The sequence below is a fragment of the Mycobacterium sp. 48b genome, from assembly GCF_048282725.1.
GTDB lineage: Bacteria > Actinomycetota > Actinomycetes > Mycobacteriales > Mycobacteriaceae > Mycobacterium.
Genome location: NZ_JBLVUL010000001.1, coordinates 3,507,172 through 3,530,284, shown reverse-complemented (window position 1 = coordinate 3,530,284; position 23,113 = coordinate 3,507,172). Strand labels below are relative to the sequence as shown.

The window sequence follows — 23,113 nt, the reverse complement described above, 5'->3', positions numbered from 1 at the left end:
TCTGCAGGTGGCGTACTCCCCGACCCCAGGCCCGGTCCACCGGCCGTGGTTTCCGATCACCGCACCAATGCCCAGACCGGTCCGCAAGGTCGGCGCCCCGCTGGCCGCGATCATCGCCTGCGGCGTCGTCATCGGCGCCCTGGTGCTGCTGTTCACCGCGCTCAACCCGGTCGGCGCGATCATCGGCTTCACGCTGTCCAGCATCGTGATGACCGGCGCGGTGTTCGCCTATCTGTGGCTGGACCGCTGGGAACCGGAACCGCCCCGCCTGCTCCTTCTGGCCTTCGGCTGGGGCGCCGCGGTCGCCGTGGTGCTGTCCCTCGTGCTGAGCCTGTTCACCGATGCGCTGCTGGCACCCGGTGTGGACTCGGCCGAATCGGCACACAGTTTCGCCTCGGTGGCGATCCGGGCACCGTTCATCGAAGAGGCCGCCAAGGGCCTGTTCCTGCTGATCATGATGACCGGGCGGCGCCGCAACGAGCTCAACTCACTGACCGACTGCCTGGTGTACGCCGGCCTGGTCGGCCTCGGTTTCGCCTGGCTCGAAGACATCATGTACATCTCCAGCGCCGATTCGCTGGCCGGATCGCTCGTCACCGCGGCGATGCGCCTCATCATGGCGCCGTTCGCCCACTCGCTGTTCACCACGATGACCGCGATCGGCGTGTACTTCGCGCTGCAGCGGCGCAGCACCGGCGCCAAACTGCTCTGTGTCCTCGCCGGCTACCTGGGTGCGGTGTTCATGCACGGGCTGTGGAACGGTTCGTCGCTGGTGGGCGCCGGCACCTATTTCATCGTCTACGCGGTCTGGATGGTGCCGATCTTCGTCATCATGATCGTGGTGGCGGTCACCAGCCGCCGCCGCGAGCAGCATGTGGTGGCCGCCAAACTGCCCGGCATGGTCGCCGCCGGGCTGATCACCCCCAACGAAGCCACCTGGCTCGGGTCGTTGAAGACCCGCCATGCCGCGATCAGGCAGGCCACGCTGGCCGGCGGACGTCCCGCGGGCAAGGCCGTCGCGGCATTCGCCGCCGCCGTCGTCGAACTGGCCTTCGTCCGCGACCGCATCGACCGCGGCTTCGGCGACGCGCAGGTGTACGCATTGCAGCAGGAAGAGGTGTACTCGGTGGCCGCCACGCGGTCGGCCGCACCGATCCTGCACTGGATGTCCAACTACAGCGCCCCGGTGGCCATGCCGCCGCATCCGGGGCCGCCGCGATTCGGCTGAGCCCGGTGGTGCTCCCTCAGTTTCTGCCCACCAGCGGGCCCGTGCTGCCGACGCTGTTCGTGCTCGCCGACGATCGTGCGCGAAACATTCTCAACCGCACGCATATTCGCAGCCGAATCGAACGGGCGATGGCGGTTGCGCTGGTCGTGCTGGGCCTGGGGCTGGGCGCCGACGCACGCTAGTGAGCGGCCCCAGCCCATGCGCCGCTAGTGAGCGGCGGCGTCCCAGCTGGGGCCGTACCCCACCGACACCTCCAACGGCACATCCAGCGGGTAGGCGTTGCCCATGTGCTCGCGCACCAGCGCTTCCAGGGTGTCCCGCTCCCCCTCCGCCACCTCGAACAGCAGCTCGTCGTGGACCTGCAGCAGCATCCGTGACGTCAGCCCGGCTTCCTTGATCGCCGCGTCGACGTTGATCATCGCCACCTTGATGATGTCGGCGGCGCTGCCCTGGATCGGCGCGTTGAGGGCGGCCCGCTCAGCTGCCTCACGCACATTGCGGTTGCTGCTGTCGAGTTCAGGCAGGTAGCGACGACGGCCCAGCACGGTCGAGGTGAAACCGTCCTTGCGGGCCTGGTCGACCACGTCACGCAGGTAGTCACGCACCCCGCCGAACCGGTCGAAGTACTGCTCCATCTGCACCTTGGCCTCTTCGGTGGAGATCTTGAGCTGGCTGGCCAGCCCGTAGGCGCTCAGCCCGTAGGCCAGGCCGTACGACATCGCCTTGACCCGTCGCCGCAGCTCCGGGGTTACCTCGTCGATCGGCACCGAGAACGCCCGCGACGCCACGAACGAGTGCAGGTCCTCACCGGTGTTGAACGCCTCGATCAGGCCTTCGTCGCGGGACAGGTGCGCCATGATCCGCATCTCGATCTGGCTGTAGTCGGCGGTCATCAACTCGGAGTACGGCCCGTCAGGGCGACCTCCAACGACGAACGCGTCGCGGATGCGGCGGCCCGCCTCGGTGCGGATCGGGATGTTCTGCAGGTTCGGCTCGGTCGACGAGAGCCGCCCGGTCGCCGCGATGGTCTGGTTGAACGTGGTGTGGATCCGGCCGTCGGACGCGACCGCGTTGAGCAAGCCGTCGACGGTGACCTTGAGCCGGGTGGCGTCCCGGTGCGCCAGCAGATGCTGCAGGAACGGATGTCCGGTCTTGTCGAAGAGTGACTGCAGCGCATCGGCGTCGGTGGTGTAGCCGGTCTTGGTGCGCTTGGTTTTGGGCATCTCGAGCTCGTCGAACAACACCGCCTGCAACTGCTTGGGCGAGCCGAGGTTGATCTGCTTGCCGATCACCGCGTAGGCGGCCTCGGCGGCGTCGCGGATCTGGTCGGCGAACTCGCTCTGCAACTCCTGCAGTTTGTCCAGGTCGACGGCGATGCCGATCGACTCCATCTCGGCCAGCGCCCGCTGCACCGGCAGCTCCATCCGGCCCAGCAGGGACGACGAGTCGATCCGGGCCAGTTCCTCGTCCAACGCATCGGCGAGGTCGAGCACCGCGCAGGCCCGCAGGATCAGTGTCTGCACTGCCTGCTCGTCCACCCCTTCAGAGTCATCCAGCAGTGAAAGCTGTTGCTGCTCAGGAGTTTCGGCGCGGAGTTCGCGCCGCAGATAGCGCACGGCCAGGTCGTCGAGGGCGAAGCTGCGCTGCCCCGGGCGCACCAGGTACGCGGCCAGTGCGGTGTCGGAGGTGACCCCGCGCAGCGTCCAGCCGCGCCCGGCCAGATCGTGTATGGCCAGCTTGGCCTCGTGCAGCGCCTTGGGCGGGCCGGGGTCGCCCAGCCAGCGCGCCAGCGCCTCCTCGTCCTCGGGTGTCAGCGTGGCGGTGTCTATGTAGCGCCCGTCGCCGTCGGCCGCCACGATGGCCAGTGCGGTGGCGTCGGCGTCGTAGGCCAGGTGCGTGCCGACCACGGCGAGCCCGAACCGGTTACCCAGGCTGTGCTCGGCGAGCCAGGCCGCCAGCTCACCGGGCTCCAACGCCCGGCCACGCACATCGAACCCGTGCTCGACCTCGGGCTCGGAGGCGACCAGCGTCTCGAACAGCCGGTCACGCAGGACCCGGAACTCCAGGTCGTCGAACAGCCGGTGGATCTGGTCGCGGTTCCAGGGCTGCATCCGCAGCGTGTCCGGCGTCTGGGCCAACGGGACATCGCGGACCAGGTCGGTCAGCTCACGGTTGAGCACCACGCTCGACAGGTTGGCCCGCAGCGAGTCACCTACCTTGCCCTTGACCTTCTCGACGTTGTCGACCAGGGCCTGCAGTGAGCCGTACTCGACGATCCACTTGGTGGCGGTCTTCTCGCCGACCCCGGGGATGCCCGGCAGGTTGTCGCTCGGGTCCCCGCGCAGCGCGGCGAAATCCGGATACTGCGTCGGCGTCAGCCCGTACTTCTCCACCACCGCGTCCGGGGTGAACCGGGTCAGCTCGCTGACCCCCTTGCGCGGGTAGAGCACGGTGACGTTGTCGGTCACCAACTGCAGTGAGTCACGGTCGCCGGTGACCACCAGCACCCGGTAGCCCTCCTGCTCGGCCTGGGTGGCCAGGGTGGCGATGATGTCGTCGGCCTCGAAGCCGGGTTCGGCCATCGCCGTGATGCCCAGCGCGCCGAGTACCTCTTTGGTGATGTCGATCTGGCCGCGGAACTCGTCGGGCGTCGCAGACCGGCCTTCCTTGTATTCCGGGTACTTGTCCTTGCGAAACGTCTGCCGCGACACGTCGAACGCAGCCGCCACATGGCTGGGCTGCTCGTCACGCAGCAGGTTGATCAGCATCGAGGTGAACCCGTAGACCGCATTGGTGGTCAGCCCGCCCTGCGTCTTGAAATTCTCGGCGGGCAACGCGTAGAACGCCCGGAAAGCCAGCGAATTGCCATCCAGCAGCATCAGTGTGGGCTTGTCGTCAGCGGTGGGGTTCGGTGCGTTCTTCGTCTCGGTCTTCGCGGGGCTCACGGCCCTCACTCTATGCGGGGCCACCGACGCGCAGACGGCGACGAGCCATCTCGATCAAGACCCTGGCGGCCGGGCTCATCGGGCCCTGCGCGCGCCACGCGAACACCAACCGGCCGCGCAGCTCGGGTGTGATGGGCAGCGGGTGCAGCGCGGCCCGTGCGACGGCCACCGCTTCCGGCAACACCGCGACCCCGAGCCCACGCTCGGCCAGCTCGGCCAACGCGTGCGGGGTGCTGGCCTCGAACGCGACCCGTGCCGACATCCCGGCCGCGCGGCAGGCCCGGTCGAACTGGTGGCGGATGCCTGCGCCGATCGGCAGTGCGATGACCGGCTGGTCCGCGAGATCGCGCAGCCCGACCCTGCGGCGTCGATGCCACGGGTGGTCACCTGCCACCGCTGCGACGATGCGCTGATCGGTGACCACCTCGGCGGCCAGCCCGGCGGGCAGTTCGTCGCCCACCGACACGATGGCCGCGTCGAGTCGCCCCGAGTGCAGCCCGTCCATCAGCGCGTCGGATTCGTCGGTGGTCAGCGTGATGTCGACCAGCGGGTGTGCCGCATGGAACTCGGCGAGCAGGCCCGGCATGTCGAAGTCGTGGGCCGTGACGGTGCCAACCACCACCGAGCCCCGCACCAGCTCACCGAGTTCCTCGACCGCGGTCCGGGCTGCGGCGACGGCGGCCAGTGCCGCCCGGGCGTGCGGCAACACGGCTTCGCCGGCGGCGGTCAGCCGAACCGCGCGCCTGCTGCGGTCGAACAGTTGCTGGCCGAATTCACGTTCCAGGTGACGGATCTGGGCGCTGACCGCCGGTTGCGCAACGTGCACCCGCTCGGCCGCACGGGTGAAGTTGGCCTCCTCGGCCACTGCGACGAAGTATTCGAACTGCCGCAATTCCATAAGTAATGACAATAGTTTATGGATGAACTATGTATTGGACTTATCGATTGGCGCTGACGACGCTGGAGACATGTCCACAGCACCGATCGTCATCGCCGGAGCCGGTATCGGCGGGCTCACCGCCGCTCTCACCCTGCACGCCAGGGGCTTTCAGGTCACGGTCCTCGAAAGCGCCCGCGAGCTACGCGCCCTCGGCGTGGGCATCAACCTGCTGCCCCACGCGGTACGGGAACTGACCGACCTCGGCCTCGGCGAGGACCTGCTGGCCATCTCCGCGACCCCGGCCGCCATCGATTTCTACCGCCCCGACGGCGCGTTGCTGTTCCGCGAGCCTCGCGGACTCGAAGGCGGCTACGGCCACCCGCAGTGCTCGGTGCACCGCGGCCGGCTACAGATGTTGCTGCTCGACGCGGTCCGGTCCCGGCTGGGCCCCGACGCGGTGCGCACCGGGGCTGCCGTCACCGATTTCGACGAAACCGACGACCACGTGCGCGTGACCACCCACATCGGCCCGTTCACCGCCGAGGTGCTCGTCGGCGCCGACGGGGTGCACTCGAAGGTCCGCCGGCAGTTGCATCCGGGCACCGACCCACTCGCGTGGTCCGGCGTTCGGATGTTCCGTGGCGCCAGCGGTATTCGGCCGTTCCTCGACGGTCGCACGATGGCCATCGTCAAGGGGGACGACGGGGTCGAGCTGGTCACCTACCCGATCGGCGGCAATCAGGTGAACTGGGTACTGCAGGTCGCCGAGACCACGCCGGGTCCGCTTCCCGGGGACGCGAACTGGAACACCCGGGTCGATCCCGCGGCAGTGGCGGCGCGCATGTCGGGCTGGCGCCTGGACTGGCTGAACCCGGCCGAGCTGGTAGCCCGTTCCGAGGCGGTATTCGAGTACCCGATGGTCGACCGGGAGCCGTTGTCCCGCTGGGGCACTCGACACGTCACACTGCTGGGCGACGCAGCCCACCCGATGTATCCCGTCGGCGCCAACGGCGGTTCACAGGCCATCCTCGATGCCCGCGCCCTCGCCGACGAACTGGCCGCCGGCCGTGGCATCGCAGGCTACGAGGCCCGTCCTATCCCGGAGACCACGGCCGTCGTCCACGCCAATCGCCGGATGCATGCGGGCGATCCGCAGGATCTGGCCCGCGTCACCGCCGACTACCGGCGAAACACCCTCGCGGACAGGAGCTCCCGATGACCACATATGTACTGATACCCGGGGCGTGCCACGGCGGCTGGTGCTTCGACGACCTCGCCGCCGAACTGCGCACCGACGGCCACCGGGTGCTGACGCCAACACTGACCGGGGTGGCCGAGCGCGCTCACCTGGCCCATGCCGGGGTCAACCTGGAGACCCATGTCGCCGACGTGATCGCAGAGATGCGCGCGCACCAGGTGACCGATGCGGTTCTCGCCGGGCACAGCTACGGCGGCATGGTGATCACCGCTGTGGCCGACCGCATCCCGGACCGGATACGCGCGCTGGTCTACCTGGACGCATTCGTCCCGCAGGACGGCGACTCCTGCTGGACCCTGACCAACGACGAGCAGCGCCGGTGGTACCTGGCGGTGGACGCGACCGGCTACGGCGTACCGCCGCTGCCGTTCTTCGATGAGCGCGCGACCGCGCACCCCCTCGCGTCCCTGCTGCAGCCGATCCAGCTGCGGGACGACCTGTCACGCTTTCGGCTCGCGTACGTCTACGCCACGAAATGGGAGGGTGAATCGCCGTTCACCGCGACCTTCGAGCGGGTGCGCGACGACCCGGAGTGGACCACACATGCACTCGACGGGGCGCACAACCTCATGCGCGACAACCACAATGATCTCGTCCGGATCCTGCAGGACGCCGCCGGCCGGTAGCCGCTAACCTTCCCTCGTGCCGTCGCCAACTCCGATCGTGATCGGTCAGGTGACGTCGCTGACCGGTTCCAACTACATGGGTCTGGAGAACCGGGACGGCGCAGAGCTCGCGGTCCGGCAGCTCAACGACACCGGCGGTGTCCTCGGCCGCCGTGTGGTGCTCACCGTCGAAGACGACGCGAGTCTTCCCGCGGGGGCGGTGGCCGCGTACCACCGGCTGACCGACCGGGGTGTCGCTGCCGTCGTCGGCACATCGTTCTCCAACGCGAGTGTGGCGGTGCTGCCCCACACCGATGAACGCAAGGTGGTGTACGTATCGACGGGAGCCGCGCACACCCAGGTCGAGCCCGTCCGTCCATATGTGTTCATGACACCGCCGAACGGGCGTCTGGTCGCCGCGCAGCTGCTCAGGTACTTCCGCGAGCACGGCATGACCAGAATTGCGGTTGCCTTCGATTCCGACAGCGTGTTCAACCGTGAGGCGTGGACGACCCAGGAATCCATGTTGGGCCGGTTCGGAATCGAGGCCGTCGCTGTCGAATCCGTGAAGGTCGACACCCTGGACTTCGGGCCAGTTGTCGCGGCGATCGCCGCGAGCGGTGCACAGGCCTTGATGGCGTGGGTCACCGGTCCCCCTGCGACCGGATTGGCGCTGGCATTCCGGGCGGCCGGCCCGAGCATTCCAATGGTCGCGGGAATCGGCGCCGCGAGCCCGGCATTCGTGGACGAGGTCGGTGCGGGCGCCGAGGGCATCATCGTGGCGACGTCGCTGGTGGCCGTCGAGCGGGACCTGCCACCGTCGGCGACCCGCGCCGTCATCGCCGGGCTGACCGAACCGTTCCAGCGGCTCCACGGTGCGCCGCCGTCGCAGTTCGCGGTGGATGGATACACCGCCGTCAGGCTGATCGCGGGAGCCGTCGACGCGGCCGGCGAGGACGCCCCTCACGCTGTCCAGCGGGCCATGGACTCACTGACCTGCCTCACCCCTGAAGGCGAATACAACTTCTCTCCCACCGACCACGCGGGCCTGAATGCGAGCGACGTCGCCGTCGCCGTCATTCACGACGGCCGGTTCCGCCTGACGCCATGGTCCCACGATCAGCTGCGCCGTCACCTCGAATAGGATCGGACCTCGCTCACTCCCGCCCCGCGGGACAAAACTGCAACACGTTTCAGTTTGACGGTCTTGATCGTTTAGGCTGGCCTCGTGCCAGCAGCATCTTCGCAACCCGCGATCGACGGATGGTTCGCCACCGACGACGCCGGTGCCACCCACCTGATCGGCGGCAAGTGCACTAAGTGCGCGACCTTCGTGTTCCCGCCGCGCGAGAACAACTGCCCCAACCCGGCCTGCGACAGCGACACCCTTGACCTGGTTCCGCTGTCCCGCCGCGGGAAGGTGTGGAGCTACACCGAGAACCGGTACCTCCCGCCGTCGCCGTACCCCAAGACCGACCCGTTCGAGCCGTTCGCGATCGCCGCGGTGGAGCTGGCCGACGAGGGCCTGATCGTGCTCGGCAAGGTCGTCGAGGGCACCCTCGCGGCCGACCTCAAGGTCGGCATGGAGATGGAGCTGACCACCATGACGCTCTACACCGACGACGAGGGCGTCGAGCGCACCACCCACGCCTGGAGGATCGCATGAGCACGCCGGAGCCCTTGTACATCCTCGGCGCGGGCATGCACCCGTGGGGCAAGTGGGGACGCGACTTCACCGAGTACGGCGTCGTCGCCGCCCGAGCGGCCCTGGCCGAGGCCGGGCTGGACGCGCAGCAGATCCAGTTCATCGCCGGCGCGGACACCATCCGCAACGGCTACCCGGGCTTCATCGCCGGGTCGACGTTCGCCCAGAAGCTCGGCTGGAACGGCGTGCCGGTGTCGTCTTCGTATGCGGCGTGTGCATCGGGCTCGCAGGCGCTGCAGAGCGCCCGCGCCCAGATCCTGGCCGGGTTCTGCGACGTCGCGCTGGTGATCGGCGCCGACACCACACCCAAGGGTGCCTTCGCGCCCGTCGGCGGCGAGCGCAAGAACGATCCCGACTGGCAGCGCTTCCACCTGCTCGGCGCGATGAACCCGGTGTACTTCGCCCTGCTGGCCCGGCGCCGGATGGACCTCTACGGTGCCACCGCCGAGGACTTCGCCCAGGTGAAGGTGAAGAACTCCCGTCACGGTCTGCAGAACCCGAATGCGCGGTACCGCAAGGAATCCGCCATCGAGGACGTGCTGGCCAGCCCGGTGGTCTCCGACCCGCTGCGTCAACTCGACATCTGCGCCACCTCCGACGGCGCCGCCGCACTGATCGTGGCTTCGAAGTCGTTCGCGGAGAAGCACCTGGGCTCGCTGGAAGGTGTGCCGTCGGTCCGCGCGATCTCGACGGTGACCCCGCGCTACCCGCAGCACCTGCCCGAACTGCCGGACATCGCAACGGATTCCACCGCGGTCGTGGCAGCGCCCGAGCGGGTGTTCAAGGACCAGATTCTCGACGCGGCCTATGCCGAGGCGGGTATCGGCCCCGAGGATGTCAGCCTGGCCGAGGTCTATGACCTGTCCACCGCGCTGGAGCTCGACTGGTATGAGCACCTGGGCCTGTGCGCCAAGGGTGAAGGCGAGCAGCTGCTCCGTTCCGGTGCGACGACCATCGGCGGCCGCGTCCCGGTGAACGCGTCCGGCGGTCTGGCCTGTTTCGGCGAGGCCATCCCGGCACAGGCCATCGCGCAGGTGTGCGAGTTGACTTGGCAGCTCAAGGGCCAGGCCACCGGCCGGCAGGTCGAGGGCGCCAAGGTCGGCGTGACCGCCAACCAGGGCCTGTTCGGCCACGGCTCCTCGGTGATCGTCGCCCGGTAGTCACCTGGCCCCGCGAGCGTGCGTGTCTGCTCCGCGACACGCCGCCGCGCACCGGCATTTTCCGCACGTTCGCGCAACCATGAAGGTGTGAGCGAAGCCGTCGTCGTCCGCGTCAAACCCGGCAGCCGCAAAGGCCCGCTGGTCGAGGTCGCCGACGACGGCGCGCTCACCATCTACGTTCAGGAACGAGCGGTCGACGGCAAAGCCAATGACGCCGTCACCAAACTGCTTGCCCAGCATCTGGGTGTGCCGCGCAGCCGCGTGGAGTTGATCTCCGGAGCGACTGCGCGGCTCAAGCGCTTTCGCATCACCTGAGCGCCGGCGAGCGTGCACGCAGTGCTGACGAAATACGGCGCGTCGGGCAGCAGACACGCACGCTCGCGGTGCGGTGGCTAGCCCAGGTTGCGGTTCCACTCCAGCCAGCCGATGCCGCTGCGCCCGTCGGCGGTGCGTACCTTCGCCCAGGCGCGGGGGAACTGGCTGATGCGGCCATCGGCAGCCACCAGCAGCACCGGGGCGTGCCCCTGAATGTCGACACTCGCCTCGATGTCACCGGGCTGCAGGGTCAGCGTCGTCGACACCGGCAGATCGTCATCACCCAGCGCGTATTGCGCTGTCACCGACTGCAATTCGACGAGTGGCTCACCCGCGCGTTGCGAGTAGCCGATCCCGATCGGCGGCATCTGCGGGATCCGGATGTCGACGCCGTGCAGATGGGTGCCGTCGTCGAGGTGAATCGCGCTCCACACCCAGTTCATCGACCACCAGTCCCGCACACCCCACGAATGGTCACGCTGGCCGGGGACGGCTTCGACGGTGTGGGTCTGATCGCCGATGATCACCGTTCCCGACACCGTGCACGGGATCTCGTAGCGCGGGGTGATCCGGTACTGGTACGGGGTCCCCACCGTCGTCCACGTCAGGTCCAACGTCACCGAGACGGCCTGGCCCGGCTCGCCCCGCAGTAACGCCGACGGGTCGTCGAACGCCTCGCCGGTGCCCGTGGCGGTCAGGCGATACACCTCGAGCGGCTCGTCGGGGTGCAGGTTCAGTTCCACGCCCTCCCCCTTGACCGACGAGGGTTCGGCCGGCGGCGCGTGAAAGTCGTTGAGCGCCACGGTCGGCATCCCCGGACCGCAGAACAGCACATTGACCCACGCGGTGTCCTGGTTGGGGATCAGCCCCAGGCGCACCCAGCCGCCGAAACCGGCGGCAGCGTCGGCGAAGTCGAAGTACCAGCTCTCGTTCCACAGTTCTTCGTCGGTGGGCGTATGCGCGAGCTCGTCCTCGGCAGCGGGCACCAACGGCTCCGGGACCGCCGGTGGCGCAAGGACATCCAGAGCGTGGGTGTCCAGCACATGGCTGCAGTGCCGCTCCAGCATGGTCATGAACATCTGGTCGCCACGCTCGGTACGTTCCACCAGCATCGAGGAGATGATCGCCATCATCACGCCGAAGAAACTCTGCCGGCGCACCCCCTCGCGCACCTGGCCGAGCGTCAGCGCCGAGTCCGGTCCCAGGGCCTGGTGATACGCCGTCAGCAACTCGTCGTAGTGGGCGCGGCGCTGCTCGACGGGCAGCGCGCAGCCGATGAAGTACGCGACGTCGGTGAACGCGGGCCCTCTGGTCACGGTCTGCCAGTCGACCACGGTCAGCGCCCGGTCCGCTCCCTCGGCGCCGAACAGCATGTTGTCGAGCCGATAGTCCCCGTGTACGAGACCCTGTGGCCGCTGGGGCGCGCCTTCGTCGGCGAGGTAGGCGTCGAAGCTCTCGACCAGGCGCTCACAGACCTCACGTTGTTCCGGCGTGATCAGGGCCGCGTAACGGTCGACGAACGCCGCGTAGAGACCGGCGATCAGCGCCTGGTTGACCGGCGCCTCGCGGTTGAGCCACTCGGCCTTGTCCAGCGCTTCGGCTCCGGCCTCCGATCCGTGGATTCGGCCCAACTCGGTGAGCGCCACGGCGGCCTGTTCGGCTGTGGCGCCGCGGATCTCGTCACCGACCACCGCGGGCACCGCGTCGCCGAGCAACAGGTCGAAGGCGCCGGTCTGGGTGTCGATGGCGGCGTGGTAGCACGGCGCCACGGGCCCGGGCGCCAGAGCGGGCGCGATGTCGGTGTAGAACCGCACCTCACGCTCGTAGAGTCCCAGCGCCAGTCCGGTCTGGCGGCTGTTGGGATCGGTGGCGGCCACCTTCAGCACGACCGACGCCGGCCCGTCCGCCGCGCCGTCGTAGCTCAGCGAGACGCGGTAGCACTCGCTCATCTGGCCGGTTCCGATCCGCTCGAAACTGAATTCTCTGACCCGGCCGGCGCCCAGGGCGGCGGTCAGCCAGTCGCAGGTCAGGTCTTCGGGGCGGTCGAGTACGGCTGTCTGAGTCGGTTGCACACACGCAACCTAGCAGTGTTCTCGGTCACATATGACAGGTGTCAACTAATGGTGTGCGGCCTTGGCATGACCGTGGGCGCAGGCGTCCGGCGGGGTAGGCGGCACGTCCAACGCCGGGTTGCGGTCGAAGAACCCGAAAGGCTTCAGCCAGAACGACACCACGTCCACGGGCATCACCGGCCAATCCTCCGGACGGGTGATGTGGTGGATGCCGAACACGTACCAGAGCACCACGTCGGTGTTGTCGATCGACCGGTCGGCCTTGGTCCATTCACCCAGCCCGGTATCGGCCACCGACTGGTTGACGAACTCCCCCGCCGGCCAGCGTTCGTCGGGCTGGTTCGGGGTCACCCACAGCGTGTGGGTGATGACGTTGGCGCGTTGCACCACCGGCGAGGACGGGTCGAACATCGCCGGGATCGCCCCGGTGGGCACGAGCTTGTAGGACGGGTGCGTGCCCAGGCCGTTGACGACGTTGGTGTTGACCACCTTCCACGCCCGCTGGGTGGCGAAGCTGAAGTCCTGCTTACCCTCCTGCTCGGTGCACAACGCCTGGTTGCGCACCACCAGCGACAGACCGTACGGATTGTCCGGCCCCATCGGTTCTGCGTACGACTCGGTCATGTAGGCCGTGTTGTCGGGGCCGTCGACGTCCAGGTCCAACCGGGCGATCAGGAAGTGCTGATGGAACGGCGCATAGGTGCGCTCGTCGACGAGTGTGCCGTTGGGATGCGGCCGGCCCGCCGGAACCGGTGTGGTGACCATGATCCCGGTGGCACGGACCTCGCATTCGATGTTGCCGTCCTGGTAGAGCCGCCAGTACACCAGGTACTCGTAGTTGGCGACGGTGACGTGGAATGACAGTGTCAGCCTGCGCATCCGGCGCACCTCGGCACCGGCGTCGTGGTCGACGTGCTTCCACAGCACGGCGTTGTCTTCCTCATGGATGCAGATCGCGTTGGTGATCGTGTACGGCTCGCCCTTGCTGTCGTGCAGAACCGCGTCCAGGTACCGGATCTCACCGAGGCAGTCGCAGCCCAGCTCCAGCGACGTGGTCATGAACCCCAGACCCCACTCACCGATGTCGAACGCGGTGCGCCGGTAGTGGTCGACCGAGGGATCCCGATACGGCACCACCATCTCGGCGAACGACATCCGATGGGCCACCGAACGATTCACGTCACCATCGCGGTACCGCACGGTGTGCAGCGTCATCCCCTCACGGTGATTGAAGCCGACCCGCAACGACCAGTTCTGCCACTGCAGCAGATTGCCGTCCAGCGTGAACGACGGGCCCTCGGGCTGGGTGATGTCGAGCGGTTTGAGCGGCTCCCTTCGGGATGTTGCACGGATTCGTTCCGGGATGTGGTGCGGGACGTATTCGCCCATCACCTCCGGCATTTCGGAACTGCCGTCATCCTCGACGCGCAGCACCTCCATCGTGTTGACGTCGATGACGCAGTGCAGTCCGCTGACGGGATGCGCGTAGGGATTGGCACCCGGGGCCTGCTTGTACCAGGTGTCCGACCAGCCGATCCGGCGGTCGCGGTATTCGGGTGGTGCGACCGCGTCGCCGTAGGTCCAGGTGTCCATGAACACGTTGTCCAGATCCGTGATGCCGCGTTTGGCGAGCGCGGCGATCACGTCGGGATGCCTGCGCAGTACCTCGTCGCATTCGACGAACTCGTCGACGGTGAAGTTGGCCTGGACACCCGGAACGTGGTCGAAGTTCTCCACCCGGTCATCGGTCAGCGAGACCACGCCCTTGTACGTGGCGTTGGCCGACCGGTCCAGGCAGATGACGGCCGCACGGCGGCCCGGCGCGGTCCCGCCACCGTCGAAGTCGGCCAGTTCGGCCTTGGACGGTTCGACGAGTTCCACCGAGGCAACCCGCCAGCCGTCCCCGACCCCGTGCTCACGCCGCAATATCGCTGCCACCGCACGAAACTCGTCGGCGGACAGCGGATCCAAGGGGTAATCCACGTCAAATACGCAACCACACCGGGGGATTCCGTGCAGGAAATCGCCCAGAGTGCACCCGACGAACTCAGCCGAACTCAGTGCTCGGCGAGCGTGAACCCTTCCCAGGCCCGCCGTCGCACCGCCCGGGGGTCGTACTCGACGCGGGGCCGGCGATCGAACACGAACACCGCACGGTCATCGCTGTCATAGGCCGGCCAGCCCGGGCCCGGGTCACCGCCCCGGCTGAACTCACGCCATCGCCGCTGCACGTCCCGGCTCACCCGCCGGGCCGACGTGCGGTCGCCCACGGCGGTCAGCAGCGCGCCGTATGTCGTGTGGAAGGTGTCGAACACGGCCAGCAGTTCCATCGCGTGCGTCGCACCCAGCCCCGCCCAGTGCAGGGTCCGCGGCGCGTAGTCGTAGCGGTACACGTAGGTGGGCGCGTGCCGGCTGTGCGCCTCGGCGATCTGCCAGGTGGCCGACGCGAACGCGAAGTCACCGCCGAGCCGTATGCAGGCCGCGCTGCTCGGATAGTCCGGGTAGGCCGCGACGATCCGGCGCCGGTCCTCGGGATCGGTACGGGCGAAGAGCTTCTCGATCATCGGCTCATTGGTCGGCAGCAACTGGAGGAACCGCGTGAACAGCCGCCCCTCGTCGGCGTTGTTGCCGACGATCAGCGGAACCCGGTGCGCGCTGCCCTCGGCCATCGCCGTGACCGGATCGACCGGCAGATAGTCGGTATCGAAGGTCGGGCCGACCGGAAACGCGCCGGGCATGTCCGTCTGACCGCGCATGATCTGCTTTTCCAGGGCCCGGCCCAGCTCCGCCGGCCGCGCGGACATCAGCGCCGCGGCCGCCGATCCCCCACCGGGACTGACCAATTCGGCGAGCTGATCCGCGAGCCGGGCCGCGGCATCGGCGGAGCTGACCATCCCGCTGGCCGGGCTCTCCGCGATCACCCGGGCGAACAGCCCTTCGGCATCGGGCACCGCGAGCAGGGTGGCGACAGCATGCGCACCCGCGCTCTCGCCGAAGATCGTCACGTTGTCGGGGTCTCCGCCGAACACCGAGACGTTGTCGCGTACCCAGCGCAGCGCCAGCACCAGATCGCGCAGGAACAGGTTGTCGTCGATCGGATGTTCATGTGTCGACAGCGACGACAGCTCGACACACCCGAGCATGCCGAGCCGGTAGTTGACCGAGACGAACACACAGCCGCGGCGGGCCAGCGCGGCACCGTCATACACGGGCGTGGCCGAGCTGCCCATGATGTAGCCACCGCCATGCACGAAGAACATCACCGGCAGTGGCTCGTTGGACGGTTTCTCCGGCGCCACCACGTTGAGGGTCAGGCAGTCCTCGCTCATCGGCTGGTGCTTGCCGACACCGATGAGCGTGTAGCGACGTTGCTGGGGGGCGCAGTAACCGAACCCGTGGCAGTAACGCACGCCGGGCCACGGCTCGGCCGGCTCGGGTGCCCGCAGACGCAGCCGGCCGACCGGCGGCTTGGCGTAAGGGATGGAACGCCAACGATGTACGCCGTCGGACGTGAATCCCTCGACGATGCCGGTACTGATCTTTGCCCGGACAGTCCGATCGTGCATGGTCCGACCGTATCGAACTACAGCGGTGTAGACGGACACGCGGTGGGCGTGGCAGGCGACCGCTAGCCTTGCGGGTATGCGCACCGTTGTGACTGTTGGGGCTGCTGTGCTTTCGGCGGCCCTCGTGGCGGCCTGCTCGTCGGGAGGGGGGCACGAGTCGCAGCCGAGCTCGAAGCCCCGGATGTCGATGCCCGCCGGCGCCCCACACACCAAGACCACCACGCCCACCACGACGACGACCTCGCCGCTCCCCACCACGGCACCGGCCGCCGGGACCCCGATGAACCGGGTGATCAAGTGGGTCGAAGCGGGTACCCCGGTCGATCCGTCCGGATTCCACACCGCCACGCGCGACGGCCAATCCACGAGCCTGGGCGATGACGTCGCGTTCGTCGTGCCCTCGGGCACCGCGCGCTGCGCGACCGACAAGAACGTCGAAGGCCAACTGGCGTGTCTGATCAAAGCCGACGACCTGCCGTCGAAACCGGCCGACGTCGAGGGTCAGTGGATTCCCGGCTGGGTCGATTTCACCGGGGAAACCGTGGATATCGGCTCGCTGCACGGAGATCCGGGCCGGTTCGGTTACGGCGACGGCGCCCAACTGACCGAGGGCAAGTCACTGGCATTCGGTGACTACCGGTGCCGGGCCGATGACACCTCGCTGGTGTGTGTCAACTACGCGCACCAGTCCGCGGTGCTGCTGAACTCCTCCGGCGTGGAGCCACTGGGCTGTCTGAAGCCGGTCCCGCCGCCGGTGGGCATCGGCCGTCAGCTCAGCTGCCCGCCCGACTAGCGCCAGCCGTCGGCCGCCTTGGCGGCCTCCATCAGCGCTTCGCACAACTGCCGCAGCTCGTCGGTCCCGGCGCCCTCGTCGACCGCGATGGCCACATCCTCGGCCGCGCACCTGACCTGGTACACCCGGTCGGACAGCTGGGCCGCCTCGTCGGCGGTCAGCACCACCGAATCCGGGGCCAGCGACGTGCCCTTCACCATGGCGCGCTGTTCGTAGGCCCGCTGCCGGCAGGACTGCCTGCAGTACTGGCGCCGGCGGCCCATCTGCGCATCGGCGACCTCGCGTCCGCACCACCGACACGGCTGAGGACGGTCCTGTCTGCGGTGGTGGGCCATGGGTCACGACTGTAGACTGCCCGACGCCTCGACCCGCGTATCATCAATGGTCGAGTCGGGAACTTGGCAACGCCGTGCAGCGTTGATACATCCGGACAAAAACGCCAAATAAGGAGTGTTGACGATGGCTGATCGCGTCCTGAGAGGCAGTCGCCTCGGAGCCGTGAGCTACGAGACCGACCGCAACCATGACCTCGCGCCGCGTCAGGTGGCCCGGTACCGCACCGAGAACGGTGAAGAGTTCGACGTCCCGTTCGCCGACGACGCCGAGATCCCCGGCACCTGGCTGTGCCGTAACGGGCTGGAGGGCACCCTGATCGAGGGTGACGTGCCGGAGCCCAAGAAGGTCAAGCCGCCGCGTACCCACTGGGACATGCTGCTGGAGCGTCGTTCCGTCGAGGAGCTCGAGGAGCTTCTCAAAGAGCGTCTCGACCTGATCAAGACCAAGCGCCGCGGCAGCTGAACCGCGCAAAAAAACCGCGATATGCCCCTGGTGGGCATATCGCGGTTTTTTGTGTCGTTAGTTAGCGCACCACGCCCCTGGCGCGATCCAGGCGCCCACGGATACCCCACTCCGCGACCTTGAACATCGCCTCGCGGATGTTGGAACCACTCATCTTGGAGACCCCGAGTTCACGTTCGGTGAACGTGATGGGGACCTCGACGACCTTGAACCCGTTGTTGATGGCACGCCAGGTCAGGTCGATCTGGAAGCAGTAGCCCTTGGAATCGACTGCGGACAGGTCGATCTTCTCCAGTACCTCGCGCCGGTAGGCGCGGTAACCGGCGGTGATGTCGTGGATGCCGACACCCAGCAGCAGCCGGGAGTAGGTGTTGGCGGTCTTCGACAGCACCAACCGGCGCACCGGCCAGTTGCGGACCGTGCCGCCGGAGACATACCGCGAACCGATGGCCAGATCCGCCCCGGAATCGACCGCATCGAGCAGCCGGTTCAGTTCCTCCGGCGCGTGGCTGCCGTCGGCGTCCATCTCGACCAGAACCGAGTACCCACGGCCGAGTCCCCAGGCGAAGCCGGCCAGATAGGCGGCGCCGAGGCCCGCTTTGCTGGTCCGGTGCATCACATGCACCCGGTCCGGGTCGGCCAGGGCCAGCTCGTCGGCCAGCCGGCCGGTACCGTCCGGGCTGCCGTCGTCGACCACGAGGATGTGCACCTCGGGGCTGGCGTGGTGCACACGCCCGACGATCAGCGGCAGGTTCTCCCGCTCGTTGTAGGTGGGAATGATCACCAAGGTGCGCTGACTCGGGCGTTCACCGTCCTGGCGAGGGCTGGATTCCCCCGGCCGCTGCGCTCCGTCACCAGGGACTGTCATGTGGCTCCTTCATCGTCGCGGGCCTTCGCCGGTGCGACGCCTCAACATTCTTTGCACGAACCCTCCATTGTGCAGTATGGAAACGACCAGTACCGCACCAAGTGCTCCGAAACCCACTGTGACCAGCACCACCTGCAACGTCGGCCCCCATTCGGTAGCCGGTGTCACATCTGACTTCAACCTGATCTGACTGTCCAGATAGGCGGGCTGGAAGAACTCGGTACGGGCCAGCTCACGCCCGTCCGGGGCGATCACCGCGCTGATGCCCGTGGTCCCGGCGACCACGAGATACCGGTCATGCTCGACGGCCCGCAGCTTGCCGAACGCCAGCTGCTGGGCGCTCATGTTCTCGTCGAACGTCGCGTTGTTGGTAGGCACCGTCAGCACCTGGGCGCCGCTGAGCACCGATTCGCGCGCGGCCCGGTCGAAGATGACCTCCCAGCAGGTGGTCACCCCGATCGGCACGCCGGCCGCGTGCACGACGCCGTTGCCCTCACCCGGCACGAAATAGCCGGCCCGGTCCGCATACGACGACAGATGCTTGAAGAAGCCGCGCCACGGCAGGTACTCGCCGAACGGTTGCACGATCTTCTTGTCGTGGCGCTCACCCGGCCCGTGCTCGGGATCCCAGACGATCACCGTGTTGGTGGCCACCGGGTTGTCCGCGGTGTAACCGTCGGCCTTGGTGACGGTTCCCACCAGGATCGGTGCCCCGATGGCATCGGCGGCCGCCGTGATCTGCGCGGCGGCGTCGGCATTGGCCAGCGGATCGATGTCGGAGGCGTTCTCGGGCCAGACCACGAACATGGGCTGCGGAGCCCTGCCGGCGCGCACGTCGTCGGCCAGCCGCTGCGTCTCCTTGACGTGGTTGTCGAGCACGGCACGGCGCTGGGCGTTGAACTCCAGTCCGAGCCGGGGCACATTCCCCTGCACGGCGGCCACGGTGACGGTCTGCTCGTCGCCCGCGCCGGTGCCGGAATGACGGACCTGGGGCCACAGCACCGCGGTGGCGAGTAAGACCACCGTGATGCTCAGACCCGGCAGCATGACCGCGGGCGCCGGGAAGCCCGGCTTGTGTCCGTGATGCCACCACTGCACGATCTCCAGGACCAGCAGCGTGGCGCTGAAACCGACCATCGCCACCGCGAACGACAGCAGCGGTGCGCCACCCAACCGCGCGAGGGCCAGCAACGGTCCGTTGGTCTGACCGAATCCGAGGACACCCCAAGGGAATCCGCCGAAAGGCACGGTGGATTTCAGCCACTCCTGGGTAACCCATAGCGCGGCGAACCACAGCGGCCACCCGGGCAATCGCCTGACCACGACCGCCGCCAGCCCGAAGAGCCCGCAGAACAACGCTTCCATGGCAGCCAGGGCCAGCCACGGCACCGCCCCGACCAGACCGCTGATCCACGGCAACAACGGAATGTAGAAGGCCAGGCCGAACAGGAATCCGTAGCCGAAGCCGCCGGCGCGGGTGGTGGAACGCAGGGTCAGCACCCAGCCGATCAACGCCAACCCGACGAACGCCGCCCACCACCAGCCGGTCGGCGGATAGCTCAGGCACAACGCGAGCCCGCCACCGACCGACGCGCTCAACTGCGCCCACCGCACGGCCGCTGCCCGGCCGAACCGCGACGCCCACGAGACCACCACGGACCATCGGTCGGGTGTGCCCGCCGCGGTCAGTCGGTACCCGCGCTCCTCGGGTTCCTCGTCGGGATCGATGTCGGCCACCGGATCGCCGGTGGCATCCTCGTCCAATTCCGCGAAGGCCTCGTCGTCGAGGGCGTCGAGCTCAGCCAGCTCGTCTTCCTCGATGGCGGGGATCACTTCGGTGGTCTCGTTCGGGCCCGGCCGCAGGCGACCGAAACGGTCTGCGTTCGGCGGCCGCGGACGGCCGGATTTGTCTCTGGGACGGTCAGTGCCCATGGATGACGACACCCCGGTGAACGGTCTGACGGCAACGCGGCAGCTCCGCATCGGCGGCCAGCCGCGGCAGTGCGGGCACCCGTGAGCGCGGATCGGTTGACCACCGCTGCACGGCATTGGCCGGGGCACTGACCTCCAGGTCGTCGGCCTCCCACACGGCGTAGCTGGCCGGGGCGCCAGGCGTGAGCGTTCCGGTGACCCCGTCGCGCACCCCGGCGGCACGCCAGCCGCCGCGGGTGGCCGCAGCGAATGCCGCACGCGGAGAGATGGCACCGCCCGGGCTCTGGTGCGAGACCGCCGCACGCACGGTTTGCCAGGGGTTCATGCTGGTGACCGGGGTGTCGGAGCCGAAGGCGAGGGGCACGCCTTCGGATGCTAACAGCGCAAACGGGTTGAGCCGGTGTACTCGATCAAGCCCGAGACGCTGGGCGTACATGCCGTCCTCGCCGCCCCACAGGGCGTCGAAGTTGGGCTGCATGCTGGCCATCACACCCCAGGTCCCCAATTGGGTGGCCTGCTCGGCGTCGACCATCTCCAGATGTTCCAGGCGGTGGCCGCAACGGGCCAGGGCGGGTCCACCCAGCCGCTCGGCCACCGTCGCGAATCCCTCGACGACGGCAGCGACGGCCGCGTCGCCGATCACATGGAACCCCGCCGGGATTCCGGCCTCCGTGCAGGCCTGGACATGTCTGGTGATGACCTCGGCGTCGAGGTAGCGGTTGCCGCAGGTGTCGGGCGCGTCGTGGTACGGCTCGTGCAGCCATGCGGTGCGCGAGCCGAGGGCACCGTCGACGAAAAGGTCACCGGCCAGGCCGCGGGCCCCGGTCTCGGCGATCAGGCGGCGGGCATGCTCGGCGTCGGCGGCCGGCTCACCCCAGTAGCCGACGACCTCCACGCCGTGTTCCAGAGCCCGCAGTTCCTGCCAGTCGATCAGGCCGCCGATCTGCGGACCCGCGCATTCATGCACCGCGGCGATGCCCATCCCGGCGGCATGGTCGAGGGCGGCGACCCGGGCGTCGTGCCGTTGCTGAGGGGTCAGCTGCTCACGCGCGGCCGCGCGCACCAGATGGTGCGCCTCGGCGCTCAGCGGGCGCTCCGGGTGGAACCCGGACGCCTCGGCCAGGGCGGGCACCGACCGGCGCAGTGCGGTGGTCGCGGCGGCCGAATGCACGTCCACCCGGGCCAGGTAGGCCGGCCGGTCCCCCAGCAGCGCGTCCAAGTCGGCGGTGCGCGGTGGGGTTTGGTCGGGCCAGCCCGACTCGTCCCAGCCGTGTCCCCACACCGGGCCGTGCGGGTTCCTGCGCGCGTATTCGTCCACCAGACGCAGGCAATGTGGCAGCGACGTGGCGCCTCGGAGGTCCAGACCGTCCAGATTGAGCCCGGTGGCGGTCACGTGGACGTGACTGTCGACGAATGCTGGGGCGACGAAGCCACCCTCGAGGTCGACGATCTCGGCATCGGGAAACTGCGAGCGCCCGACGTCGTCGGTACCCAGCCACGCCACTACGCCGTCGCGCACGGCGAATGCGGTCGCGTCGGGATAGCTGGGGCTGTGGATGCGCCCGTTGATCAGAAGTGTGGTCAAGTGGTTTCGGGGGCTGTTAGGCCTTGGGAGGCAGGCGGTACGGATCGACGTCGTTGACGTCGATTACTTCGCCGTCAATGTAGTCGCCGGTCCCGTACCGATAACCTGCGGACCCGGTGGGTGCACCGAAACCGGCAGGCGCCGCGACGATGATCGGCATCCGCCGGGCGACCAGCCCCGTCAGCACCGGACGGGCGGCCGCCCGGGTGGGCGGCAGCAGCAACAGAGCGCCGGCGATCGAACTGGCCAAACCGGGGATCACCACCAATACGGTGCCCAGCGCCACCAGCACGCTGTCGGACACCGCGCCCTGCGGGTTGGACAGGCCCCCGGACAGACCCGTGCGCAATCGGCGGATGTGCCGGTTGAGCTGCGAACCCGCCAGCACCAGCCCGATGACGAACGAGGCCAACAGCAACAGCACGGTGTAGCCGAACCCGATGGTGGCCACCAGGGCGACCATCACCGCCATCTCCACGAGGAGGTAGATCAGAAACAGCCGTTTAGCCATGTTCGGTCAACGGTTGGGCGGGCGTTTCGGTTCCTGACCGGGTGCCGGGACGTCGACGGCACGCACCTCGATCGCGCTGTGCACCTTGTCGATGCCGCCGAGCAACAGGGCCCGCGGCACGAAGTACCAGGCGTGGTTCCAGTACCGCTTGACGATCGCCTCGAACACCCGGCGGGTCTGGGTCTTCGGCAGGTTGTGGGCCACCGCCTCCACCGGGTCCCCCTTCGGGGCGCCGAGCACACCGCATTTCTGGATGGTGACCCGCGGGGTGTTGTTGATACGCCTGGTCTTCCAGGATCCGTCGTCGGTGATGATCAGCAGCTTGTCGCCGTCGGGGACGCCCCAGACCGCGGTCGGCTTGGGCTTGCCGTCCTTGGTGAAGGTGGTCAGCAGTAGGTACTTCTCGCGGTAAACGTCCTCGAAGGTGGGTGCCATGCGACTCAGTTCACCGGTTTGAGCAACAGCGAAACATTTTTCTGCATGCCGCCGCGCAGCTTGGAGAAGACGTTGAACGTCTTGCCCAGCAGACCGTAGCGCTTACCGATCGCGGCGTAGGTGGCGCCGTTGGCCGATTTGGGCAGGATCTCCGCGACGGCCTCGACCGCCTCGCTCGTGGGATTGCCACGCACGTCACACGCCGCCAGCGTGACCCGCGGCGTGTTGCGGATCCGTTTGACCTTCCAGGACGCCTCCTGGGTGATCACCACCAGTCCGTCGGGTGACGGCGCGGCCCAGATCGCGGTCGGCTTGGGCCTGCCGTCCTTGGTGAACGTGGTCAGCAGAACGTAGTTGGCCTTGGCGACGTCGGCGAAGGTGAGAGCCATACTGCCCAATCTAAGCCAACGGGTCAGTGGGCGTTGACTCTGCGCGCAGGGCGCAAATGTGCGAGAAC

22 protein-coding genes are annotated in these 23,113 nt (G+C 68.2%); 10 read left to right on the top strand and 12 right to left on the bottom strand.

Translation table 11 applies throughout. The annotated features are described in order from the left end of the window. The first annotated feature begins 7 nt into the window (after positions 1-7). Positions 8-1,228, top strand: coding sequence for a PrsW family intramembrane metalloprotease (locus tag ACNQR1_RS17080; protein ID WP_418047358.1), 1,221 nt, complete (start codon positions 8-10; stop codon positions 1,226-1,228). A 5-nt stretch (positions 1,229-1,233) separates the two neighbouring features. Beyond that, entirely contained in the window at positions 1,234-1,410 is a 177-nt protein-coding gene (locus ACNQR1_RS17075; protein ID WP_418047357.1) for a hypothetical protein, read from the top strand. Positions 1,411-1,434: 24 nt separating this feature from the next. Here ACNQR1_RS17075 and polA read toward each other — a convergent pair whose 3' ends face one another. After that, a complete protein-coding gene (polA, locus tag ACNQR1_RS17070; protein WP_418050401.1) occupies positions 1,435-4,107 on the bottom strand; it encodes a DNA polymerase I in 2,673 nt (890 codons plus the stop codon). A gap of 76 nt (positions 4,108-4,183) precedes the next feature. Next, a complete protein-coding gene (locus ACNQR1_RS17065) occupies positions 4,184-5,071 on the bottom strand; it encodes a LysR family transcriptional regulator (protein WP_418047356.1) in 888 nt (295 codons plus the stop codon). Between the two features lie 70 nt (positions 5,072-5,141). Between ACNQR1_RS17065 and ACNQR1_RS17060 the strand changes: the two genes are divergently transcribed. The 6 genes from ACNQR1_RS17060 (at position 5,142) to ACNQR1_RS17035 (ending at position 10,096) form a co-directional block, all read left to right on the top strand. Then, entirely contained in the window at positions 5,142-6,272 is a 1,131-nt protein-coding gene (locus ACNQR1_RS17060; protein WP_418047355.1) for an FAD-dependent monooxygenase, read from the top strand. Next, a complete protein-coding gene (locus tag ACNQR1_RS17055) occupies positions 6,269-6,937 on the top strand; it encodes an alpha/beta hydrolase (RefSeq protein ID WP_418047354.1) in 669 nt (222 codons plus the stop codon). The genes ACNQR1_RS17060 and ACNQR1_RS17055 overlap by 4 nt, the downstream gene beginning before the upstream one ends. Before the next feature lie 16 nt (positions 6,938-6,953). Continuing rightward, positions 6,954-8,060, top strand: a complete 1,107-nt coding sequence (locus tag ACNQR1_RS17050; protein ID WP_418047353.1) for an ABC transporter substrate-binding protein — start codon at positions 6,954-6,956, stop codon at positions 8,058-8,060. Positions 8,061-8,144: 84 nt separating this feature from the next. Then, complete coding sequence (locus tag ACNQR1_RS17045) at positions 8,145-8,582, top strand: Zn-ribbon domain-containing OB-fold protein (RefSeq protein ID WP_418047352.1); 438 nt, start codon at positions 8,145-8,147, stop codon at positions 8,580-8,582. Beyond that, positions 8,579-9,781 carry a lipid-transfer protein gene (locus tag ACNQR1_RS17040; RefSeq protein ID WP_418047351.1) on the top strand — a complete coding sequence of 401 codons (1,203 nt, stop codon included), beginning with the start codon at positions 8,579-8,581 and terminating at the stop codon, positions 9,779-9,781. Before ACNQR1_RS17045 ends, ACNQR1_RS17040 begins: the two co-directional genes overlap by 4 nt. 87 nt (positions 9,782-9,868) lie before the next feature. Beyond that, a complete protein-coding gene (locus tag ACNQR1_RS17035; RefSeq protein ID WP_418047350.1) occupies positions 9,869-10,096 on the top strand; it encodes a DUF167 domain-containing protein in 228 nt (75 codons plus the stop codon). A 77-nt stretch (positions 10,097-10,173) separates the two neighbouring features. Here ACNQR1_RS17035 and ACNQR1_RS17030 read toward each other — a convergent pair whose 3' ends face one another. The 3 genes from ACNQR1_RS17030 to ACNQR1_RS17020 all read right to left on the bottom strand — a co-directional run bounded on the left by ACNQR1_RS17030 (position 10,174) and on the right by ACNQR1_RS17020 (position 15,734). Beyond that, on the bottom strand, positions 10,174-12,168 hold the full coding sequence (locus ACNQR1_RS17030; protein WP_418047349.1) for a phosphotransferase: 1,995 nt from the start codon (positions 12,166-12,168) through the stop codon (positions 10,174-10,176). 45 nt (positions 12,169-12,213) lie between these two features. Next, the gene (locus ACNQR1_RS17025; RefSeq protein ID WP_418047348.1) at positions 12,214-14,151 is read right to left on the bottom strand and encodes a primary-amine oxidase; all 1,938 of its coding nucleotides are present in this window, start codon (positions 14,149-14,151) and stop codon (positions 12,214-12,216) included. A 74-nt stretch (positions 14,152-14,225) separates the two neighbouring features. Next, entirely contained in the window at positions 14,226-15,734 is a 1,509-nt protein-coding gene (locus ACNQR1_RS17020; RefSeq protein WP_418047347.1) for a carboxylesterase/lipase family protein, read from the bottom strand. Between the two features lie 76 nt (positions 15,735-15,810). On the opposite strand from ACNQR1_RS17020, the gene ACNQR1_RS17015 reads away from it, so the two are divergent. Continuing rightward, entirely contained in the window at positions 15,811-16,527 is a 717-nt protein-coding gene (locus tag ACNQR1_RS17015) for a hypothetical protein (protein ID WP_418047346.1), read from the top strand. On the opposite strand, the gene ACNQR1_RS17010 is transcribed toward ACNQR1_RS17015, so the two are convergent. Then, positions 16,524-16,862 carry a hypothetical protein gene (locus tag ACNQR1_RS17010; RefSeq protein ID WP_418047345.1) on the bottom strand — a complete coding sequence of 113 codons (339 nt, stop codon included), beginning with the start codon at positions 16,860-16,862 and terminating at the stop codon, positions 16,524-16,526. The two genes, ACNQR1_RS17015 and ACNQR1_RS17010, sit on opposite strands and share 4 nt — an antisense overlap. Before the next feature lie 124 nt (positions 16,863-16,986). Here ACNQR1_RS17010 and rbpA point away from each other — a divergent pair, with 124 nt between their 5' ends. Then, positions 16,987-17,325: an RNA polymerase-binding protein RbpA gene (rbpA, locus tag ACNQR1_RS17005; RefSeq protein ID WP_003880369.1), complete on the top strand. Its 339-nt coding sequence runs from the start codon at positions 16,987-16,989 to the stop codon at positions 17,323-17,325. A 61-nt stretch (positions 17,326-17,386) separates the two neighbouring features. Here rbpA and ACNQR1_RS17000 read toward each other — a convergent pair whose 3' ends face one another. From ACNQR1_RS17000 to ACNQR1_RS16975, 6 genes are read right to left on the bottom strand one after another with little or no spacing between them, the layout of a single operon-like run. Continuing rightward, complete coding sequence (locus tag ACNQR1_RS17000; RefSeq protein WP_418047344.1) at positions 17,387-18,193, bottom strand: polyprenol monophosphomannose synthase; 807 nt, start codon at positions 18,191-18,193, stop codon at positions 17,387-17,389. A gap of 9 nt (positions 18,194-18,202) precedes the next feature. Continuing rightward, a complete protein-coding gene (gene lnt, locus ACNQR1_RS16995; RefSeq protein WP_418047343.1) occupies positions 18,203-20,125 on the bottom strand; it encodes an apolipoprotein N-acyltransferase in 1,923 nt (640 codons plus the stop codon). Beyond that, positions 20,115-21,710, bottom strand: a complete 1,596-nt coding sequence (locus ACNQR1_RS16990) for an amidohydrolase (RefSeq protein ID WP_418047342.1) — start codon at positions 21,708-21,710, stop codon at positions 20,115-20,117. Before ACNQR1_RS16990 ends, lnt begins: the two co-directional genes overlap by 11 nt. Before the next feature lie 16 nt (positions 21,711-21,726). Beyond that, positions 21,727-22,221: an FxsA family protein gene (locus tag ACNQR1_RS16985; RefSeq protein ID WP_418047341.1), complete on the bottom strand. Its 495-nt coding sequence runs from the start codon at positions 22,219-22,221 to the stop codon at positions 21,727-21,729. 6 nt (positions 22,222-22,227) lie between these two features. Further along, entirely contained in the window at positions 22,228-22,656 is a 429-nt protein-coding gene (locus ACNQR1_RS16980) for a PPOX class F420-dependent oxidoreductase (protein ID WP_418047340.1), read from the bottom strand. Positions 22,657-22,661: 5 nt separating this feature from the next. After that, a complete protein-coding gene (locus ACNQR1_RS16975; protein ID WP_418047339.1) occupies positions 22,662-23,045 on the bottom strand; it encodes a PPOX class F420-dependent oxidoreductase in 384 nt (127 codons plus the stop codon). Positions 23,046-23,113: the final 68 nt, after the last annotated feature.

Coding starts and splice junctions, on each gene's coding strand:
- ACNQR1_RS17020 (WP_418047347.1), bottom strand. CDS start 15,734: ATGCACGATCGGACTGTCCGGGCAAAGATCAGTACCGGCATCGTCGAG.
- ACNQR1_RS17040 (WP_418047351.1), top strand. CDS start 8,579: ATGAGCACGCCGGAGCCCTTGTACATCCTCGGCGCGGGCATGCACCCG.
- ACNQR1_RS16985 (WP_418047341.1), bottom strand. CDS start 22,221: ATGGCTAAACGGCTGTTTCTGATCTACCTCCTCGTGGAGATGGCGGTG.
- ACNQR1_RS17060 (WP_418047355.1), top strand. CDS start 5,142: ATGTCCACAGCACCGATCGTCATCGCCGGAGCCGGTATCGGCGGGCTC.
- ACNQR1_RS17065 (WP_418047356.1), bottom strand. CDS start 5,071: ATGGAATTGCGGCAGTTCGAATACTTCGTCGCAGTGGCCGAGGAGGCC.
- lnt (WP_418047343.1), bottom strand. CDS start 20,125: ATGGGCACTGACCGTCCCAGAGACAAATCCGGCCGTCCGCGGCCGCCG.
- polA (WP_418050401.1), bottom strand. CDS start 4,107: ATGCTGCTGGATGGCAATTCGCTGGCTTTCCGGGCGTTCTACGCGTTG.
- rbpA (WP_003880369.1), top strand. CDS start 16,987: ATGGCTGATCGCGTCCTGAGAGGCAGTCGCCTCGGAGCCGTGAGCTAC.
- ACNQR1_RS17015 (WP_418047346.1), top strand. CDS start 15,811: ATGCGCACCGTTGTGACTGTTGGGGCTGCTGTGCTTTCGGCGGCCCTC.
- ACNQR1_RS16975 (WP_418047339.1), bottom strand. CDS start 23,045: ATGGCTCTCACCTTCGCCGACGTCGCCAAGGCCAACTACGTTCTGCTG.
- ACNQR1_RS16980 (WP_418047340.1), bottom strand. CDS start 22,656: ATGGCACCCACCTTCGAGGACGTTTACCGCGAGAAGTACCTACTGCTG.
- ACNQR1_RS17055 (WP_418047354.1), top strand. CDS start 6,269: ATGACCACATATGTACTGATACCCGGGGCGTGCCACGGCGGCTGGTGC.
- ACNQR1_RS17000 (WP_418047344.1), bottom strand. CDS start 18,193: ATGACAGTCCCTGGTGACGGAGCGCAGCGGCCGGGGGAATCCAGCCCT.
- ACNQR1_RS17010 (WP_418047345.1), bottom strand. CDS start 16,862: ATGGCCCACCACCGCAGACAGGACCGTCCTCAGCCGTGTCGGTGGTGC.